This window comes from Devosia rhodophyticola, assembly GCF_028816475.1.
Lineage (GTDB): Bacteria > Pseudomonadota > Alphaproteobacteria > Rhizobiales > Devosiaceae > Devosia > Devosia rhodophyticola.
The window spans coordinates 3,020,865-3,039,860 of sequence record NZ_CP118247.1 but is presented as its reverse complement, the minus strand read 5'-3'; the positions used below and the strand labels follow the sequence as shown (position 1 = coordinate 3,039,860).

The window sequence follows — 18,996 nt, the reverse complement described above, 5'->3', positions numbered from 1 at the left end:
GCAAAAACCGGGGGCAAAATTACCCGTGTCGGCCAGCCCATCTGTACGGTCCCTATAGGTACCCCCTCTACCGCAAATAGCTTTTAAGGGGGCGTGGGTGGGCGGAGCGTCAAAATGAATCTCCCTTACTCGCCTTCGCGTTTCCGCCCGTGTGGGGTGGCCCCGCGCCGCGCCCGCAGCCATCCTGTGACCCACCCTCACCTAAAATGGGATATCGTCGTCATTGCCACTATCAACCCACGCCGGGTCAGGTAAACAATCGCTTGTCACTTCATGGAGACGAATTAAGCTATTCAGCTTGGCTTCACCCCAAATAAAAAACTGACGACCATCCTTGCACAAATTAATTATCGTCGCCGCTGGCGCGAAGTATTTTTCGGTCTCAATGGCCTTCCTAAGGGCAATCTGTATGACGGGAATGGCGAACCCCCCGAATTCATTCCCGTCATGATCCTTATCCTCAAAATATGTAAGAGCTTCGGTGGTGGCCGAAATTCGTTCCTCAGTTAGATTTATGGAAACCGATGCTTTTGCATAGAAGCCGATGAGGTTGGCCACCGCGCTGTAAGGCGCGGAAAACCGAGCCGCTGCTATGGCGAAATCTCTGTTGGCTTCTAGGACTGCTATTTCAGGCAGACGCGCAATTACGTTGGGGGCTATCCGCTCAGCGTCTGCAATTTTCAAATTGGAATACGGGCCAGGATGTAGAAAATCCTCGAACGTTCTATCGCCTAAATCACTTTTGATTTCTTCAAAGATGCTTGCGGCGTTCTTGCACGCTTGATAGACGCCTTTGGTGTAGTGGCCGACGCGCTTTTGATCGTTGAACAGCTCCACCTTTTGACGATGATCCATCGCAAGCAATTCATAGGGGATGAAACTTGGGTCAATTGAGACCGGGTTGATAAAATTCATATTACGCTCCCTCCCTGCTCGCAGATGTTTTCCACCATGCGATCTATTTCCTCAGATCGATTTGGCCGACCTCGATTTTGGAAGTTCGCGGAAATTACATTCCCTTCGGCGTCTAGGGTCTGGCCTTGATCAGACCTCGGGTTGTCATCGAGCCAGCCCTCCGCGTTCAACCAATTTGCCGGATGCTTGATATACCTGGGCTCAATGTTGGCGGTGGCGCCGCCATAAGCCATGGCGGCGCGTAAGAGCGTATCGGGCGCGATCTTGGTTATTGCAGTCGCATAGGCTTTACGCGCGGCGGCCTTAGCCGCCTTGCGCGGATAAGCTTGCCAAAATGTCTCGAATTGGCTGTCTGTGTCCTCACCCAAAAGCTCATCAACAACCTCGACAGACACACTGTCTTTTTCGGTAGGTTCATTCGATAGGTTCTTTAGATAGGTTCCTTCTATAGGTTCTGTGCGAACGTGCGTACGCACCCCTGCGTACGTGCGTACGCACCCCCGCGTACGTAGGTACGCACCCCCGCGAACAGGCGTACGCATTTTATCCGCCGTTTGGTGCGAACGTGCGTTCGCCTTTTTCTCATCTATTTTGTGCGTACGGGCGTTCGCATTTTCTCGGACCTGCAGCTTACGGTCGCTCGTGCTTTTCAGAACAGGGCGATAGCGGTTTGTTGCCCCTCGTCCTTTGCATATTTCCACCGCAAGGTGTCCCGCATCGACAAGTGCGCCGATTGCCACTTGTAAACCCTTGCGGGACATTGGCCCTCGGCGGGTCGTCAGGCGCTCGCATAGCAGCGCCTGAGAGGGCCACGCATCGCCCGTTTTATTGTTCACATAGTTCTGCAGAACAATTGCCACCCGTACCGAAGACGGCGGTAGATCGCCGTCCTCAGCTACCTGCTCAAGCCATTTCAACCTCGAAACTGGTTCCATTTGCCCGCCCCCCTCACTGCCTGGAGTTTCGGCTTGGCTTTTTGCCCCAGGCCTTTGCCCAGCCGTGATTACCGGACGCCGGCGTCCAAGTGGGGCGCGCATTCAAATCGCCCCTCTCCCTATCGGCAAAAGCCTTTTTCCAACCGTGGGTATCGCTGTCAGGCCGCTGGCCGCTATCCGTCTTCTTGGCGCCGAAAGCCTTTTGCCAGCCCTCATTGGGCGTCGCGGGCGCTTCCAGTGGCCTCGCATTGAGGTTGAGCTTGTCCGCACCGGCAAAGACCTTTTTCCAGCCGTTGTTGGAGCCATTAGCTGATTTGCCGTCGCTTTGAGTTTGGGCGCGGGCGCTAAACGCCTTGGCCCAACCCTTTTGTGCATCTGCCTTGCTGCTCTGAGCCGCATTCGTCGCCGTGGGCGCCGGATGCCCCGCTATGGAACCTGCAACAGGGGTTGCCGACTTTGATGCTGGTCGCGCCAGCCGCGCAATGACCTCATCAATTGACCCAAAATCGTCGGCGAGACCGGCTGCTATCGCGGCTACCCCAATGTACGTTCGCGCCTCTGTGTGCATGGCCGCCTTTGCTGATAGGCGGCCTTTTCGACCGCCCTCAACGAATGCAAGGAACTGGTGATAAAAGGTATCGCAATCACTTTGGAGCGTTTCGCGAACATCGTCGTCCAAAGCCGCAAATGGGTTACCGTCTACCTTGTGCTCTCCCGCATGGATCAGCGTCGGGCGAATGCCTTTCGTGGCCATTTCAACGGATCGATCGAGGTGCATCATTACAACGCCGATGGACCCCACTATTGACGTGGGTGACACGTAAATGCGGTCAGCGGCGCTCGCGATGCCATAGGCAGCGCTACAAGCCACATCGTTTACGACTGCCATGACGCGCTTAGTCTTTCGCGCGGCCCATATCGTCTCGATCACGCTGAACATGCCGGTGGCCTCGCCGCCGGAGCTGTTGATATCGAGCACGATATTCTTGATATCTTTGTCTTCGGCAGCATCCTTCACTTGGGCCGCAATGCCCTCATAGGACACCAGACCAGAGTTGCTGTTCAGCCAAGCGCCGCGGTTCACCAGTGATCCGTCAATGGTGATGATCGCTGTTGAGCCCAATGCGCGAACAAAACTGCCACCTCCGTCGGGTCGCTTTCCTGAGCCGATAAATCGGCTGGCGTCGGGAGGAACTGTTTCCTCCATCAAGCCAGGTGCAATCCGACCTTCCAGCACGCTTAAGATCGTGTGGGCCTTTGCAGGTTCGATAAGGAGCGGCCTGTTGAGAAGGCGCTCAGCCAATAGTGGCAAATAGGTACTCATGGTCTTGTCCTTAATTGTTTGAGCGCTTGCATCAGGTGTCCCAAGCCTCGCTATCTGTGTGGGCGCCGCGCATCAGCCGGTTCATTGCGCTTTCGACCTCGCGGGCGACTGCCCGGGCAGTCTCCATAGGATCTCCCCCGCCTGAGATTGTGAACGGCCCAATCGTGATGTTGCCGCCGCCAACCTTGCTGGCCGGTGTGATCGTGCCCGACGACTTAGGCGTGAACACTTCTTCCTCGCCGCCGTCGCCGACAATGAACGATCCGCCAGCCCATACCGGCCCGCCCGTTGCCCGGTGGCCCGAAGGAGCATCGGGCGCGCTCATGGGCGATGTGGGCACAATGCGGTTGGCCTTCGGCGTAACTGGGCCGCCAAAGCTGGAAAGCCACCCCCTACATCGGGGAACTGGATAATCCCGCTCAGATCAATTGTGCCAATGGCCTCAACAATGCGCTGCGGTATGCCCTTCATCCACTCAATGAAGTTGTTGAAGGCGTCCTTGATCGAATTGATCATGGCGTCGGCCACGTCATACCCGGCCTTAGAGAACTCGGCCTTTTGCTCATCGCTCAGCGTTTCGCGCTGGAAGAACGACGCGATCCAGCCACTAAAGGCCTTGATCTTGTCGCTGGCAAACTGGAAGCCATCGCCAATTGAGCGAGCCGCAGCACCAATAGGTGTGGTTACTGGCTCGATCAGCTTAAGCGCTGGCTGCAATTCTTCGCCAATGCGCGAGGCCACGCCACCGAAGACCGACGATACGCGGTCCCAATATTTCCAGAGCGTGAACCCGGCGGCGCCTACCGCCGCGACCGCGATTGCAATAGTGCCCCATACCGGCGCCGAGACTGCCGCCAGGGCGGCGCCTACCGCCGTGAGTGCCGTACCGATGGCCGACACGCCGGGAACCGCCATGGCCATGCCCCTAAGGGCTACGCCCATGGTTTCCAGCCCACCCATTTTGACGCCGCTCATACCAGCCAGCGCCGCTTGCAAGCCGACGGCGGCCTTTGCCGCCCGGCTGGCGCCAATGGCAGACTTGCCGATGGTATTGAAGCCGATGGAAAGCAGGGACAATGCCCCGCCCTTGCCCAATAGACCGACAAAGGTCAGCCCGGCCATGGCGATCTTGAAGGCTACCAGCGAACCGGCGGCCACCAGAACATTCCGAGTAAGCTCAGGGTGCGCCGCCGCAAAGTTTCCAACCGCCTCAATGACCGGCGTGATCGCGGCCATCAAATCGGTAAGCGCCGGAATGAGCGCGTTGCCGATGGTGATCTTCATTTCCGATAGGCGGTTATTGAACAGCGACACCCTATTCGCGAAGGTGTTCGACCTGATCTGGAATTCCTTGAATGACGATCCGGCATAGTCAGCCTCGTCACTCACCAGCCCGATACTCTTTTTGACCAGATCAAGATTGGTCAGCAATGGACCAAGCGCCCGCGCCTCATTGCCGAATAGGTTGCTGGCGACGGCGCCCTGGCTTTCCTTGGGAAGTTTTGACAGGGCTTCGAGAACCTTTGTCGTGGTGCCCACCGCGTCGCGCTGCATATCGGCCGCCACAGTCTTGGCGTCCATGCCGAGATCTTTGAAGGCTTCACGCTGGCGCTTGGTGGCGCTGGCGCCGCGCGTGAGGGCCATGCCCATGTTGCGGAATGACGTTGCAGCCACTTGGCTTTCAGCACCGGCTGCAATCATTGCCGACGCGAACGCCGCCGTTTGCTCTGCCGTGAACCCGTACAATTTGGCCTGAGCGCCGACGCGGCGCACCACGTCAAGAATTTCTGCCGCACTCGATGCTTGCGAGTTGGACAGATTGTTCATGCTGTCAGAAAGCAAAACCGCCTGATCGACGGTAAGCCCTAGACCGGTCATGAGCTTGGCCAAGGCATCGCCCGACTGGTCGGCGCTGATATCAAAGGCAACGCCTATCTTGGCCGCCGCATCAGTGAACTTGATCAGATCTTCGCGGGCAATACCGGCCTGCCCGGCAGCGGCGGCAATCTCTGCCAAGCCGTTGACCGTTTGGGGAACCGACCGGGATAGCTCTAGCAGTTGCGTCTTGAAGTCGGTGAAGCCCTGAGGCGTATCAAAGTTGACCACCTTGCGCACATCGGCCATGGCGCTTTCGAAATTCATGGCTTCGGTGACCGGAGCCGCGATAGCCCCCTTTAGGGCGTAAAACCCGGCGGCGGCGTCAAACAGCCGCCCACGCGCCCTGCTTAGCGCTGCGTTATTGCTATTGATCGCCCCCGTCAACCGCGTTCCGAAACTCCCCGATGAGGCCTTATTCAGCCCCAGCAGGGATTTCGACATTCTCGCGGCTGGCGCGGTAACGCCGTCAATGAGCTTGACGATGAGACTGGACGTGAGTTGAGCCATTATCCTGCTCTCCCATGCTCAGCTTTCAGATCGCATATATGGTGCGCCAGCGCCTTGGCGTCGGGAACCGAAAGCATCCGAACTGCCGAAATCGGTAGGTCGGTCATGTGAGCAATGGCATGAAGCCACTTGGTAGTTTCGGTCAGTGGGCGTTCTGCATCGGCCTCAAGTTTTCGCAATGTGGCGTTCCAGCCATCAATGACCTGTTTGGTTGGCCTTTGCAGACCAACCGCTGTTATCTTGACGCCGTCGCGGTCGATCGGGCGCGTTAGCGCCACCTTCTTCACAAACTCAGTCATGGTGCTCACCATGAACTTTCCCCAGCCGGCGCTTGCGCTTGGCTACCGCCCGACCGGTGCGAAAGCGCCGGCAGGCATTCTGGAATTCCGTTTCTAATTGGTGCCTGAGGTTGAAGCGATCGTCGTTTGACAAATACGCTATCGTCGCTTCAGAGAACCCGGAAAGCCATGCCGCAAAACGGATGAAATGTGGATCGGTGAACCCATTGCCCAGTCGAGTGGACGCCTTCAATTTGAACACAGACCTATTTGGGGGGCGAATGATGATGTCCGTTAAGGCGCCCCCCACAATGGAAACGGGGTGGTAAAGCCGTGTCATTGCCTTACACCCCCCTGTTAATCGTACGCATAGCGCGAGATGCGGTGTCGACGACACGAAGGATTTCAGGATCGACTTGAAAATTGCGTCCGGCACTTGATAGGGGCAAAGTTAGTGCTCCCGCATATCCAGTGAAATCAACCGACTGCAATGCTCTGGCTGCGATGCTCAGGTTATCGGCCGCTTCTTGGGCTACGGCCCTCGCGGCCTCATCGATCCGCGCTTCGGCAACTTGGAACTTACGCATCATTGCGACGTTTGCGGTGTCGAGCGAAGAAAGCCGTTCCTGCTTGATTTCAAGAAGAGCTTTCAGACGTTCCTTCCAGTCAATGGTATTTGCTTCGGCTTCGGAGACTGCCTTTTTCGCCAGATCAATATCGACAACCTCACCAAGCACGGCGCGCGCCTGCAACTTGATCAGTTCCCGCTTAGCTCTAGCAACGGCCTCTCCGTCGTCGTTGACCCGAGGCATATTTGAGATTTCCGTGGAGACGGCTAACACCAACTCTAGTTTTTCTTTGACCGTCGCAATATCCTGGGGAGATACGCAGGCTGCGAATTCCGCTATCGCGATATCTAGTCGTTCGCGGGGAGTCGGTTTAGTTTGATCTACGGTGAGGCGCATTATGAAGCCTCCCTCATCGTACGGACGTCGAATGCGTCTAGGTCGCTCTCGAGCCAAAAGCGACGGCGCGCAATAACCATTGGCTTGGGAAACCCCAGTGCCTCATCATTCAGCCAGCGCCAAAGCGTCATGTCTGAAATTTTGCCATAGCGCTGGCGGACTTGATTGGCGCTTAGGAAGGTTTTTGCACTCGAAATCTTCGAAACTTTGTCCATCATGATACCTCTGCTTAAAAAATAGAGGCTCATGAATTAGCGGGCAGCTTTTCGTTCGGCAAAATGGTAAAATGAAAAAAAGAAATTTTCCATTTTACCACCCTTAGACTATCGGAATATTTGGGACGGGTCGGTGAGGATATCTAGATAAAACCGTTCGGGATCCCGTTCGCCCCATTCGCCTCGGCTGATCTCTTTTTTCGCCTTTCGTACAACGTTCCTAGCACGGATTTTGTCGCAAGCTTCGCCCGCAGCTCGGCAGGCAGTCATGATAAATCTGACCAATGGCCCACTACCCCCATCGGCACTTCCTGCGCCTACTTCATTTCCCGCAATCCACCACCAGCGGCAAAGTATTGGTTCTAAATCACCACGCGCGTTTGCGTCGCTTAGGCCATATGGTTTCCATAAGGTTTCCCATTCATTTATTCGCTGCACGTCAACTTGCGGAACAGGAATATCAAAAGTCTTTTCCTTGTTAACCGTGGCGGCGATTTCGGCAATTTTCTTCAACTTCGCAATTTCTGCGTCATAAGCATCGCGCCGTTCTCTTAGTTCTGTTCTGCTTTGACCTGAAATCCAGTACTCAATTTCTTCCTCTAAGAGAACGCGCGCAGCCTTTTCATCGGTGAACGCGGTCTGATGATGATACAAAAGCGCCTCAGCAATCACACTCCAATCGTCGTCCGCAAAATGAAACTCTGGCCCTTCGATAGGGATAGCCATCATGCTCCCCTCTGAATTGGGATCACGTTGGCGGATTGACCCTCACATAGCGTGAGCAAATAGCGCTCCCAGGCTTGGAGAGCCTGCAGCTTCTCGTCCTGATACTCATACCGGTTATAAACCGCTGCCACCCCCGACACCTGACCGCTCTTGTGATTGAGCAATGCTTCAATGACGTGGGGCGACTGGCGTAATCGCGCCAGTCCACTCGCGCAGGTACGACGTAGGTCATGCAAGGTCCAAGTAGGAATGGCGTCTGGGGGCGCCCTACCCTCGTCTAGTGCCTCGTTCTGCGCCACAGCTAGCATTGCAACATCAAGCCTTGACTTCGATTTTGACCACCCTGAGCTGACGGTGACACCATCAAGAGTAAATACAAGATCAGATCCCGCAAATTGCGGAACGCGCTCAAGTTCCGCGACCGCAGTAGGCACGAGCGGCACCATGTGCTCGCGACCGTTTTTCGTGCGGGCGGCCGGTATGGTCCAAAATGGCTGGGGCGAAGCAAGGTCCAACTCGGACCGACGCATTCCACCAACCTCCATTCGACGTTGGCCAGTGAGCAATAGCAACCGTACGCATTGGCCAAAGTTGCCACAGTCGGCAGTGGCCGCCCAAAGCCAGCGAATTTCGTCCTCCGACAAGACCCGCATTCGCGTGACTTCATCCGTCGGCCTTCTCATGCCCTGAGCGGGCGACCTTTCAATGGCACCACGATCCACACACCAATTCAGAAACTTTCGCACCAAGGCAAATACCCGGTTGGCGTGCACGGTAGCGCCACGATCAACAATCCTGTCGAGCAAATCATTTATGTCCGCCCTAGATATGGTCTCGACCTTACGCCCCTCCCAATAGGGGCGGACGTCTGCCTCGATTTGCTGTTTTTGCAATTTCGCCGTCGAAGCCTTTTTGGTTTCGACATGCCGCGCAATGAAAGTGTCCAATAGTGCGCCAACGTCACGCGAAGTGTCCTGAGCCTTCGACCGTTCGGCGCGGCGCTCGCTCGATGGGTCAATTCCTCCCCGCAACTTTAGACGAAGCGCGTCGGCCTCATCCCGTGCAGCTTGAAGACCGATTGTGTCCAAGGAGCCAATTGTGAATTTTCGCGGCCTAGCGTCGATGGGCGATCTATACCGAAAGCTCCATGAGCGAACACCCGTGGGCTGAACCACCAAATATAATCCGCGGCATGCCGCATCAGCGATTTCTTGTCGTTTTTCGGTCGGCTTGATCGCGTCAATTGCCTTAACTGAAAGTCCCTTTGCCACGGTTGCTCCCTCCCTCCGGGGTAACGCTGGGGTAACAAAAACCCGCGTTAGGGAGCTATACTACCGTTGCCAAACTTTGCAAAACAAAACCGCTAAGCCACTAACCAATATAGGATTAATCCACTTTCAGATGGTAGAAAAAGTGCGACCTCGTGGGGTAGAAAATATAGACTTCTAAGCTGTTGGTCACAGGTTCGAATCCTGTCGGGATCGCCAATAACGAATTTCCACCTTGAGCGTGTTGAACGATAACCGACTTTCCCGTTTTTATGGGCTATTTCGATTTCATTGTTCTGGCATCGCATGCCAATGCTCTGCTGACAGCTGGGTCCGCCCGACTTCGACTTGTTATCAAACTGGGATGACATCACAGAAACAAGATGGGATCTGTCTTACCGAGGCGATGCGCGAAATTGGCGCAACGTAGACGGATCAGGGTTTTGAGCCTCTATAGGATGATGCGATGAACCTGCTCAAGGCCTCTGGAATTCTCCACCGACTGGCATTTCGAACGATGCGCGCTGCATCGAGCTTCATTCCTGGTGGTAGAATAGCTGCGTTCGGCTCTGGCAATGACCAAATCGGGGCTATCATTGTTGTGAACCTGGATCGCCAACCTAAGAAATTGCGCAGGGTGAAGCGCGAACTCGGTCGGTTTCGAATGGCAGATGGATTTCGGCTCACTTCCATGGTCAACCGCTTTTCCGCCATCGATGCCAGAGCAGTGGCGGCATCAGCCGATATTGACCCCAATTATCGCATTGCCGATCAGCTGCACGTCCACCTGACGACAGATTGGCAGCGTGCTTCGACGTCAACGAACCGGTGAGGATGACCCGGCAGGAAACAGCAGTTGCAAGGTCTCACATTGAGGTCTGGAAAACTATCGCAACAGGAGACCATAAGCACATTCTGGTGCTGGAGGACGGGTTCAAACGAGGTGCCGCGGCCGCTATTGACCGCAGTGGCGTGCTGCTCTAGCGACCGAAACATAAGTTCCGCGCCGTTTTTTGTCCGCTCGCGCGCCGCTGCTCGTCAATGTATTTATGGCGGTTCCAGACCGCAGCGACGCCGCTGAGATTGTTATAGGATTGGAACTCTATATGATTGGGCGCGTTTTTTTGGAACACACCCAATCAGGAGACAGTCATGCCAAATACCCATGCAACGACGGCGGATATTGTCGCGCTCGAAAAGTCTTACTGGGACGCAGTGAAGCAAAAGGACGGCAGCAAAACGGCGAAGCTTTCGGCTGAAACAAGCCTGGTTACGGGTGCGCGAGGAATAATGAAGATTTCAAAAGACAAGATGGGTGCCATGACCGAGGATGGCGATTGGACACTGAATTCCTACGAATTCGAGGACATTGAAGTCTCCACCCCCGCCCCCGACATCGCAATAATCGTCTACACGGTGCGCCAGAAGGTCAATATCGGCGGAAAGGCCCAAGAATTGCGGGCAGCAGATAGTTCAACATGGATCCGTAGTTCGAACGGATGGGAATGCCATGCTCATAGCGAGACTTTTCTGACTTAATGTTTTGACGCCATTGCTTCGCGATTTGAGGCAAAAAAGCCCTCGCCCGCAATCGGAGGCCATACTGACCAATATTGCCCTATTCCATTCGGTCCTTGGTGTAAGAGGGAGCCCGCGACGCAGCGGAACGACTGCGCGAAGCTGGCCACGATGTGCAAATTATTGGTCAATATGACGGGCGCGTATTTGACGATTACGGTAGCGCCAGTGCGTTTGCCGAGGGCATCGGCTATCCGGTTCTGATCATTGGTTTGCCGCCTAGTATTTACGGCCACCATTTTGCGACACTCAAGGTCAATGAATGTTGTTGGCTTGGCCACGTTCGACGAGCGATCGATAGACCGAGGGCGGCATGCCGAAATGACGACGGAAGCGCGTGGAAAAATAGTAGGCGTTGGGAAAACCAACCTCTTCGGCGATCTGCGCCACCGGCCACGATGAGGAGTGCAGCATTTGGGCGGCCCGAGCCAGGCGCGCAGCCTCGATATAGGATTGTGGCGACATGCTGAGTTGTTCAGAGAACAACACCGAAAACCGCGAGCGCGACAGACCGACCGCCTTGCTCAAATCCTCGACGGCTAGCGGCTTCGCCAAACGTTCGCCAACGATCTCGAGCGCTTTTTTTATGCGTCGATCAAGCGTGGATCGATCATGGATAGGATTAATGTCGTCGCAAATTATGAGCACCCGCTCCAGCGCATTCATCGCTGCATCCAATCGGAGCCGGAGCGGCCCAACGGCAATATCAGTCATCCGACGCAGTTCGGGTTCGATTTCTCTCAAGCGACTACCACCACGCAGGAGCATGACGCCGCGTGCCAGCTGTGGCCAGTTGAGCCAGTTCAGCCAGTGCGAACGCGGGCGAAAATGGGCCCAGATATTAATCCAGCTGCTGTTTTCGTCGAAATGACCATATTCCTGCGCGGTATCGGGGGCGATGAGCAGCAAATCGCCGACACCGATGATCCATTCGCCCTGCCCGGCCCGAACATAACCGGTGCCCCCGAGCGTCGTAATCAACAGCCAATCCTTGGTACCGGTGGGGCGAAAACCGCGACTGAGATCCTCACCCTGTCGCAACAGGCCGCAAATGATCGGGGAGGAGTGCGGCGCGGGTGTGATTTCGGTCTGCGGTTGAACCATTGCGCCCTCCCTGATCCTATTCGGCGGCGTGACGATCCAGACCGCGCGCATTGCCGGGCACACGCGGGGTGATGGGCTGCAGTATCTTGCGCTGGGCCGGCGTCAAACGCGCCAGCAATTCTGGCGAATATTGATAGCCATAGCGCGTATTGCCCCACATCGGTCCATAACGATAAATTACCACGCGACGATCGCCGGCATTTGTGCGTTTGGTGGCACCATGGCTGAGCGCGTCGACAAACATCAAGGCGTCTCCGGCCTTCATATTAACCTCGATCGAGCCTTCAACGACCTCATCGTCGGCCTTGGCCCTTTCCTCGAAGGGTTTGGAGAACACAGGATGGGCAATGTTGCTTTTGTGACTGCCCGGCAAGATACGAGTGCCACCATCACCGGGACCAATGTCGGTCAATGCTAGCAATATATTGACCTGCGCACAGCGAAAACGGCCGTTGTGAAAGCCATATTGATTGCGTATGACACCATCCTGCCCGCCAGAGTGCATGGGAAAATAGCCTCCATTGCGGCGGATCGAGGCGAAACATTCATCGATATAAAGACCTTCCACCCAGGTGCCTTCTTCGCCGCAATATCGGTGCAGTCGATCTATCCAGGAGGGGTGATCAATCAATGTCTCAAATGGCTTGCCGACCTCGACGATATTTTGCAACTCGAGTCCCGCATGACCATTATTGTCCAAGCGCTGGGCATTGCCGTGCCATTCGCCAAACTGCAAATCGGGAAATTTATCGAATTCGGCATTGAGACCGGCCAGCAAGGACGCATCGATGGCATTTTCGAGGATCAAATAGCCACGCAGGTCAAAAAGAAAGTCATTCAGATCATACTCGCTCATCGCGTCCTCCCTTGGATATAGTTTGACACTATGCCCCTTCGCTGATGGTTCGCCATCCATCGGTGTTTCAAATAGATTTCATATTGTTCTGGACGTCAAATGACGTTACTGACGCAAGAATTTTTTTATTCGTTAAATATCAGCATATTGTCGCGAATTTCTCAATTCATGCAAGCGCTATAGAACCTTGGTGCATTTTGCGGTATTTCCATATTCATTGCGTCAGAGACAGGCAAATTTACCTGGACCTGTCGGCCGAGCGGGTGGACGGTCGACGCAAACTAGTGGCGCTGCGTCGAGAAATATGTCGGTGGCCAGCAATCCAATATCAAAGGCGATTCAATGCGGGTAAACCCAATCCCTGAACAATAGTCCCGCTCGGCGTGCGCAAATCACTGAAATCGGACCACAGGGGCGCGCGGGCGATAAATTCACCCGGCAAAGCGGGCGCCGAGACCGCCATCAACACGCCAGTTTGCACCTGTCACAAAGCTCGCTTCGTCCGACAGCAGGAAAGCGGCGCAATTTGCAACTTCTGCAGGTTTCCCGATCCTGCCCATGGGATGACTGTCCATCACTGTTTTTTGCATGCCAGCATCGTTTTGCTTGAAATACTCGGCGACGAGGTGAGTTTCGGTCCAGCCGGGAGAAAGCGCGTTGACCCTGATCTGGTGCAGGCCAACCTCGAGGGCTAGTGAACGGGTCAAGCCAACGAGGCCGGACTTTGCGGCGGCATAGGGAAAATACCCGCGAAACGTGTGATCGGCGTGGACGGATGCAATATTTACGATGGCGCCGCGCCGCGCTGCGATCATACCCGGGAGAACTACACGAGCGCAGAGCCAAGCGGACTTGAGGTCCACACTCATGAATTCGTCCCATTGGGCCTCCGTCATTGTTACCGGGTCCGCATTGGCGTTGCGTCCGGCATTGTTGACTAGACCGGTAACGGGACCCAGTTTTGCGACCGCGCTTGTATGAAAAGCGGCAATCTCTTCCGCGTTGCGGATATCGCCACGGGCGAAAAAGGTTCGATCTGGCGCATTGAGGGAGGCTTGATGCTCAATACCAAGTTTTTCCTCAATATCGATGAACGAAACGCGCGCGCCCTCAGCCAAAACCTTCTCCACGATTGAAGCACCAATGCCACGGCTACCGCCGGTTACCAGAACATGATGATTTTCGAGGCGTAGGGGCAAGGCATCCTCCTCAGGCTTAGTATGGATAGGGTCACCGCGTGCAAGTTGGTGGCAAAGCTAGGAATCTCCAACCAAGTTTGGCTGGGTTCGACTTTTGCGGCCATGTCTAGCCGCGAAACGGATGTTGCCCGAAAGGTTTTCCCCAGGCGCAAGGCGTACCATCCCGTGACGAGCACTACCGCCGGGTAGATGAAACGCATCCACAGCGTGGCTCACCGGTTCAAAACAGAAGAAGTCCGCGCTGGCCGAGGGGGAGTACACAATGTAGGTCGACATTGGCTCGGTAGTCGCGATGGCGAGCGACAGATCACGCATAGGCCAGTCGATATGGGCCTTACAGTCCCAGCCAATGAACGCGTTGTTGATGAAGCCCGACGGCAGGATATGAGAGGACGAAAAGTTCCAATCGGGCGGGATCTGGACAGGCTGATCGCCAACAGGCAGATGCCGAATGTCTTCCAGCCACACTGACGAGGCCGGCGCCTGAAGTTGTGTGTCGGGCTCGCGCACCAGCCAGGGATGGAAACCAAGCCCGAACGGCAATGCAATATCGCCCCGGTTTTCAACAACCATGGACACGGTCAGGACGCCGCGATCGACCCCATAGCCCAGCGTTGCCGCATAGCGATAGGGCCCCGGCCCGGAAGACTGCGTAACCAGACTTACAGTAGTGGGCGTCACCTCGGCGACGTGCCAGTCGAGTTCGAAGGCGTTGCCGTGGCTTGGATATGGTTCGCCGTCAATATTGGGGTATAGGCGATGATGTTTTCCCTCAAAATCAAATCCTCCGTCCGACACGCGGTTTGACCAAGGCAGCAGTACGAACGCAGCAAGATCGAGTGCCGATTTTGTTCCATTTGCAGGCGAAGGGCGGAATAGCGGCTCGCATACCCCGTTCGCGATCCAATCGAAACGGGTCAAACTCCCCCCATCGAAGGTCGCACTATGGCTCGCACCTGTGTATCGGCAATTTCGAGGTCGCTGTTCATTGCATCCTGTCCGTTAAACCGTGTCGCTCGCTGCTGAGCATTTCGACCGTCAGCCCTCTGAAGCCGAAGCCAGTGCCTGCTCGCCCGGACTATCAGTCCCAACCATCGCAAGATGATGCAGCAAATCAACCATGGCGACATCGACAAGCGCGCGCATGCGCTCGCTGGCAATATCGGGTTGCCGCAGCCGAATTGCTTCCAACACGTCGCCGTGCGCGCGCAATGCCCGTGAATAGCTTTCAGTTGTGCGGGTTGTTAGTCGAAAGGAGTCCTCAAGTGCGTGCTTGATCAACTTACCCAAGCCGGCAAAGACCGGATTGTGACTGGCTTCGAGGATACCGATATGAAAAGCAACATCAGCAGCGATACGACCCGCGAGATCATCGGTCGGTGTCGTCCGCATGGCATGATAAGCCGCTTCAATCGTTGCGAGATCCATAGAGGTAGAACGCATCGCGGCAAGCCTGGCCGAGGCTGGTTCAATGGCAAGTCTTGCCTCGAGCAGGCCCCGGACAAAAACGGGGTCGGGGTCAAGCGAACCCATCCAGGACAGGACATCGGCGTCCAAGCGGTTCCAATTCGATGCGGATCGTACCAAGGTACCAGCGCGCTTTCGGGAGACCAGCAGTCCCTTCGCGGTCAGCATTTTTACCGCTTCGCGCAAAACCGTCCGACTGACGTCAAATTCTGTACAAAGGTCAGCCTCGATCGGCAGCGCGGCACCCTCGGGGTAATGTCCACAAAGAATGCGCTTGCCCAGCGTTGACAATATCCACTCACGGACCGAAGTGGCGGACTCACGTCCGTCAGGTGGCAGAATTGGTCCATCAGTATTCGTCATATGGGTTCCTCGTCGTACATTCTAACCGCATTTCAGGCTGAGAAGCGGTATATGCGTTGTACCGTCTACCAGTCGACCACCGTTCCGTCTCCCATAACTGCCTCTCGCGTATGCAATAGGTCTGGTTTCATCGGGTGGGCGGCAATGACTGCCTCGTCAACTTCGATTCCGAGACCCGGAAGCTCTGGCACATCCCACCTGCCCGGCCGCCGCTCAATCGGCCATTTGACCACGTCACCGTACCAAGGCACGGCCCCCGACATTTCTTCCTGAATTATGACGTTTGGCGTCGAGACACCGAAGTGCAACGCCGCTACGCCGGCAATCGGGCCGATAGGATTGTGTGGCGCAATCCCAATACCGGCGATTTCGGCCATGGCGGCGATCTTCTTGGTCTCGGCCAGCCCACCGGTGTGGCAGATGTCTGGCTGGGCGATGTGTACCAGGCGATCCCGCAGGATTGGTTCAAATTCCCGCCGGCCAATGAGCCGCTCGCCGGACGCGATTGGTGTAGTGGAACGCCGTTTTACCTCGGCAAGCCCGCCGATGTCCTCGGGAGCCACCGGTTCTTCAACGAACAATAGACGGGCGTCCGACAGCGCATCTATGAATGCCATCGCGGCGCTTGCAGACGCGGGGCGTCCGTGAAAATCGACCATGATATCGACGTCGTCCCCAACGGCGTCGCGCAGTTCGCCCACAACGCGTCGAACCCGGTCTACCTCGGCGTTGGGCGCGGTATAGTGCGAATAGGGAACGCACACGACCTTGAGGGCGTCATATCCCATTTCAACGACTTTCCGGGCGTGCCCCACGATTGCATCTGCGGTATCCGATTCATAGACGGCGCGCATGTCACCGAGACCGAGATGGGTATAGGTGCGCAGATGGTTTCGCACCTTACCGCCCAGCAAACGCCAGACGGGCACGCCAAGCTCCATGCCCAAAATGTCCCATAACGCCATTTCAATACCACTGATAGCGGAGGTACCGATTACGCCCAAGCGCCAAAAGCTGTGCCTTGTCATCGTCTGGACGCAGTGTTCAATGTCGCGCGGATCCTGCCCCGCAAGCATGGGCGCGAAGTCAGCGATAGCGCCGATCACGGCGTTTGTCTTGAACTCAAGTGTTGCCTCACCCCAGCCGATCAAACCGGGTTGATCGGTCTCGACGCGGACGAAAATCCAGTTCCGCATTTCCGCATTGCATACCTGCGCTGTAATCGAAACGATCTTCACGAGAACGATCCTTTGATAACTCTCAATTCAGAAGGGTGTACCGCACTGGTCATTCTTGCACGCTCTCGACAAGGACCACCGACGACGAAAATTGGTCGCCGAGGACGATTTCCAGCCCGTCGGCCAAATCCTTGCCAGATACATTCTGCGACGGACCGTCAAGAAAACTCACACTATAGAGCCGTGCGGGGCTGAGCCCAGCGAGACGAAACCGCTGCGTGGGCGAGCCAATAAGTCGGAAGAAAAACCGACGCCGCCACTCGCGTCCTTGTCCGCGTACCAGATGGCAGCCCAATCACCGTTGCCGTCGAGGGGCGGTGCAGCGGTCAGTTGATATTGATCGGCATTGTTGACGCGCGGCCGAACGTGTTGCTTGTAAAAGTCAACATGGCGTGCAGCCGTCTCAATTTCGGCCTCGGACCATTGCGAAACCGGCGCGCTGATACCTAGTGAGCCGAGCATGGCGACGCGTAGGCGGAATGCGATATCGCCGCGCTCGTCCGGCTGGGCACCCCGGCTCATGTGCCCGGCGATGCTGTTGGGTGGCCACTCGATCAGCCAGTCGTTACATTCTACCGGCGCATGGGCGAGCTGACTGCCGAAATGAATGGCGAGATTGCGCAGAGGCTGTTTCTGATCGGACATCCAGTTGGTGTGCGCGTGCTTCATGATTGCTGCATCGAAACGACCGCCACCGCCGGCGCACATTTCGAGCGTCAGCTCGGGCATGGCAGCGCGAATTTCGTCCTGCAGGCGATAGAGCCCTTGGTAGTGAGCCACAACCGGATCTGCATCTTTGACGCCGGTATAGAGGTCGGCCCAACCACCCTGGCGCATATCGGTATTGAAATCCCACTTCATCCACTTGGCATTTGTGACACGCAAGATTTTCAGGATACGCTCAAGGGCAAACTGGCGCGCGTCCTCAATACCCAAATTCACGATAGCGCGTTCGTTGGGCGACGGCGCGCGCCCATCGACATGATGCAGCCACTCCGGATGATTGCGACGTATGTAAGCGGACGGGCTAATAGCTTCTGGCTCGAACCAGATTCCGAACTGAAGTCCGGCCTGTTCACATGCTTGGCTCAACTCCTCCAGACCGTTTGGAAACAGGCGATTATTAACCGTCCAGTCGCCCGTTCGTGTCCACCAGCTCTCATCGGGATCTTCCTGGTCGGTCGTGTACCACCCAGCGTCGAGAACAAATACCTCGCATTGCATTTTCTTGGCGATCGGCACAAAATCCATCATGTCCGCAACGTTGGGCTCGCCTGGATAAGGGTACCAACTGTTGAACTGAACGGGCACATTTCTTTGCCCGTTCGGGCGCTCGGCGCGACGATAATCATGCAGGCACTGGGTAGCGCGGTTCAGATCGCCGACAACACGCAGGATCGTTGCGCGCGGCAGCACCAATTCCTGGTTGGCATGCAGGGCGTGCGAGAAGCTGATCTCGTGTACACCGCCCCCGAGATGGGTTACTCCGGGACCGCGCCGGGCCGACATGTTCCAGTTACCCGACCACGACAATTGCGCCACAATCGTGGTCTGATCTGCTTCCAAGGCGATCCAGGGATTGTACTCGAACCCCGTTTTGCCGGCCCGACTTTCGAGATTGATGGGGACATGCTGCAAACTAACCCGATTGACCTGAGTTTCTTCGCCCCACTCCCCTGACAATAACACAGCGCGTTCAACCGGATCGGTCAGTGTAAATGCAAAGCTGGGTGCAGATGTAAGCAAAAGGGGCGCGGTCGTACCGGTGTGGATCAGTTTCGTGTCTTTTACGAGCACGCCACTCGGGTGGATCGCGAACAACAATTCGGCGCGCAGATCAAACCGGGTGCTGCTAAGAGTGACAGCGAGCCCGCGCGGCAACTCGTTCACGTCCATTTTGTCCCATGACACGGGTAGCCGGTCGAATCCTATCCGATAATCGGCGTCGTTGCGGCGCAGCGCATCGGGAAAGGCGAACACCGCGTCCCGGTCCTTTGCCGGATCGTCCTTGCTTGTACCCAGTCTCGTATAGAGCGCATTGACGCCGTTGACGTGATTGTCACTCTGGTCTCGCAGCACGATATCGAGCGCGTTTTCCGCCCACACTATGCGCCAGTGCCAGTCTGAGATCCGTGAGGTCGATACGGCTATCACGTCGCGCTCAACTTGCTCGTTCATCA

20 protein-coding genes are annotated in these 18,996 nt (G+C 56.0%); 2 read left to right on the top strand and 18 right to left on the bottom strand.

Features of this window, described 5'->3' with window-relative positions; translation table 11 throughout:
* Nucleotides 1-201: 201 nt before the first annotated feature.
* The 11 genes from PSQ90_RS14970 to PSQ90_RS14920 all read right to left on the bottom strand — a co-directional run bounded on the left by PSQ90_RS14970 (nt 202) and on the right by PSQ90_RS14920 (nt 9,014).
* Complete coding sequence (locus PSQ90_RS14970) at nt 202-915, bottom strand: hypothetical protein (RefSeq protein WP_282211078.1); 714 nt, start codon at nt 913-915, stop codon at nt 202-204.
* Nucleotides 912-1,850 (bottom strand): helix-turn-helix domain-containing protein, encoded by a 939-nt coding sequence (locus PSQ90_RS14965; protein WP_282211077.1) that lies wholly within the window; start codon nt 1,848-1,850, stop codon nt 912-914. The genes PSQ90_RS14970 and PSQ90_RS14965 overlap by 4 nt, the downstream gene beginning before the upstream one ends.
* 13 nt (nt 1,851-1,863) lie before the next feature.
* A complete protein-coding gene (locus PSQ90_RS14960) occupies nt 1,864-3,174 on the bottom strand; it encodes a S49 family peptidase (protein WP_282211076.1) in 1,311 nt (436 codons plus the stop codon).
* 31 nt (nt 3,175-3,205) lie between these two features.
* Nucleotides 3,206-3,514: a hypothetical protein gene (locus PSQ90_RS14955; protein WP_282211075.1), complete on the bottom strand. Its 309-nt coding sequence runs from the start codon at nt 3,512-3,514 to the stop codon at nt 3,206-3,208.
* Nucleotides 3,496-5,559 carry a phage tail tape measure protein gene (locus PSQ90_RS14950; RefSeq protein ID WP_282211074.1) on the bottom strand — a complete coding sequence of 688 codons (2,064 nt, stop codon included), beginning with the start codon at nt 5,557-5,559 and terminating at the stop codon, nt 3,496-3,498. Before PSQ90_RS14950 ends, PSQ90_RS14955 begins: the two co-directional genes overlap by 19 nt.
* Nucleotides 5,559-5,858, bottom strand: coding sequence for a phage tail assembly protein (locus PSQ90_RS14945; protein ID WP_282211073.1), 300 nt, complete (start codon nt 5,856-5,858; stop codon nt 5,559-5,561). Before PSQ90_RS14945 ends, PSQ90_RS14950 begins: the two co-directional genes overlap by 1 nt.
* Nucleotides 5,851-6,177 (bottom strand): hypothetical protein, encoded by a 327-nt coding sequence (locus PSQ90_RS14940; protein WP_282211072.1) that lies wholly within the window; start codon nt 6,175-6,177, stop codon nt 5,851-5,853. The genes PSQ90_RS14945 and PSQ90_RS14940 overlap by 8 nt, the downstream gene beginning before the upstream one ends.
* A gap of 4 nt (nt 6,178-6,181) precedes the next feature.
* Entirely contained in the window at nt 6,182-6,802 is a 621-nt protein-coding gene (locus tag PSQ90_RS14935; protein WP_282211071.1) for a hypothetical protein, read from the bottom strand.
* On the bottom strand, nt 6,802-7,050 hold the full coding sequence (locus PSQ90_RS14930) for a helix-turn-helix transcriptional regulator (RefSeq protein WP_282211070.1): 249 nt from the start codon (nt 7,048-7,050) through the stop codon (nt 6,802-6,804). Before PSQ90_RS14930 ends, PSQ90_RS14935 begins: the two co-directional genes overlap by 1 nt.
* A 75-nt stretch (nt 7,051-7,125) precedes the next feature.
* A complete protein-coding gene (locus PSQ90_RS14925; RefSeq protein ID WP_282211069.1) occupies nt 7,126-7,746 on the bottom strand; it encodes a hypothetical protein in 621 nt (206 codons plus the stop codon).
* Entirely contained in the window at nt 7,743-9,014 is a 1,272-nt protein-coding gene (locus PSQ90_RS14920) for a tyrosine-type recombinase/integrase (RefSeq protein ID WP_282211068.1), read from the bottom strand. The genes PSQ90_RS14925 and PSQ90_RS14920 overlap by 4 nt, the downstream gene beginning before the upstream one ends.
* A 463-nt stretch (nt 9,015-9,477) precedes the next feature.
* Here PSQ90_RS14920 and PSQ90_RS14915 point away from each other — a divergent pair, with 463 nt between their 5' ends.
* Together PSQ90_RS14915 and PSQ90_RS14910 are read left to right on the top strand one after the other, a co-directional pair.
* Complete coding sequence (locus PSQ90_RS14915; protein ID WP_282211067.1) at nt 9,478-9,843, top strand: hypothetical protein; 366 nt, start codon at nt 9,478-9,480, stop codon at nt 9,841-9,843.
* 320 nt (nt 9,844-10,163) lie between these two features.
* Nucleotides 10,164-10,550 (top strand): nuclear transport factor 2 family protein, encoded by a 387-nt coding sequence (locus PSQ90_RS14910; RefSeq protein ID WP_282211066.1) that lies wholly within the window; start codon nt 10,164-10,166, stop codon nt 10,548-10,550.
* 294 nt (nt 10,551-10,844) lie between these two features.
* Here PSQ90_RS14910 and PSQ90_RS14905 read toward each other — a convergent pair whose 3' ends face one another.
* From PSQ90_RS14905 to PSQ90_RS14875, 7 genes are all read right to left on the bottom strand, one after another.
* Complete coding sequence (locus PSQ90_RS14905) at nt 10,845-11,693, bottom strand: helix-turn-helix domain-containing protein (protein WP_282211065.1); 849 nt, start codon at nt 11,691-11,693, stop codon at nt 10,845-10,847.
* 16 nt (nt 11,694-11,709) lie between these two features.
* Entirely contained in the window at nt 11,710-12,549 is an 840-nt protein-coding gene (locus PSQ90_RS14900; protein WP_282211064.1) for a phytanoyl-CoA dioxygenase family protein, read from the bottom strand.
* Nucleotides 12,550-12,980: 431 nt separating this feature from the next.
* A complete protein-coding gene (locus PSQ90_RS14895; protein WP_282211063.1) occupies nt 12,981-13,748 on the bottom strand; it encodes an SDR family NAD(P)-dependent oxidoreductase in 768 nt (255 codons plus the stop codon).
* A gap of 57 nt (nt 13,749-13,805) precedes the next feature.
* Nucleotides 13,806-14,669 (bottom strand): aldose 1-epimerase, encoded by an 864-nt coding sequence (locus tag PSQ90_RS14890; protein ID WP_282211062.1) that lies wholly within the window; start codon nt 14,667-14,669, stop codon nt 13,806-13,808.
* Nucleotides 14,670-14,786: 117 nt separating this feature from the next.
* A complete protein-coding gene (locus PSQ90_RS14885; RefSeq protein ID WP_282211061.1) occupies nt 14,787-15,578 on the bottom strand; it encodes a FadR/GntR family transcriptional regulator in 792 nt (263 codons plus the stop codon).
* Nucleotides 15,579-15,643: 65 nt separating this feature from the next.
* Nucleotides 15,644-16,816, bottom strand: coding sequence for a galactonate dehydratase (dgoD, locus tag PSQ90_RS14880; RefSeq protein ID WP_282211060.1), 1,173 nt, complete (start codon nt 16,814-16,816; stop codon nt 15,644-15,646).
* A 168-nt stretch (nt 16,817-16,984) separates the two neighbouring features.
* Nucleotides 16,985-18,994 carry an alpha-galactosidase gene (locus PSQ90_RS14875; RefSeq protein ID WP_282211059.1) on the bottom strand — a complete coding sequence of 670 codons (2,010 nt, stop codon included), beginning with the start codon at nt 18,992-18,994 and terminating at the stop codon, nt 16,985-16,987.
* Nucleotides 18,995-18,996 lie beyond the last annotated feature (2 nt).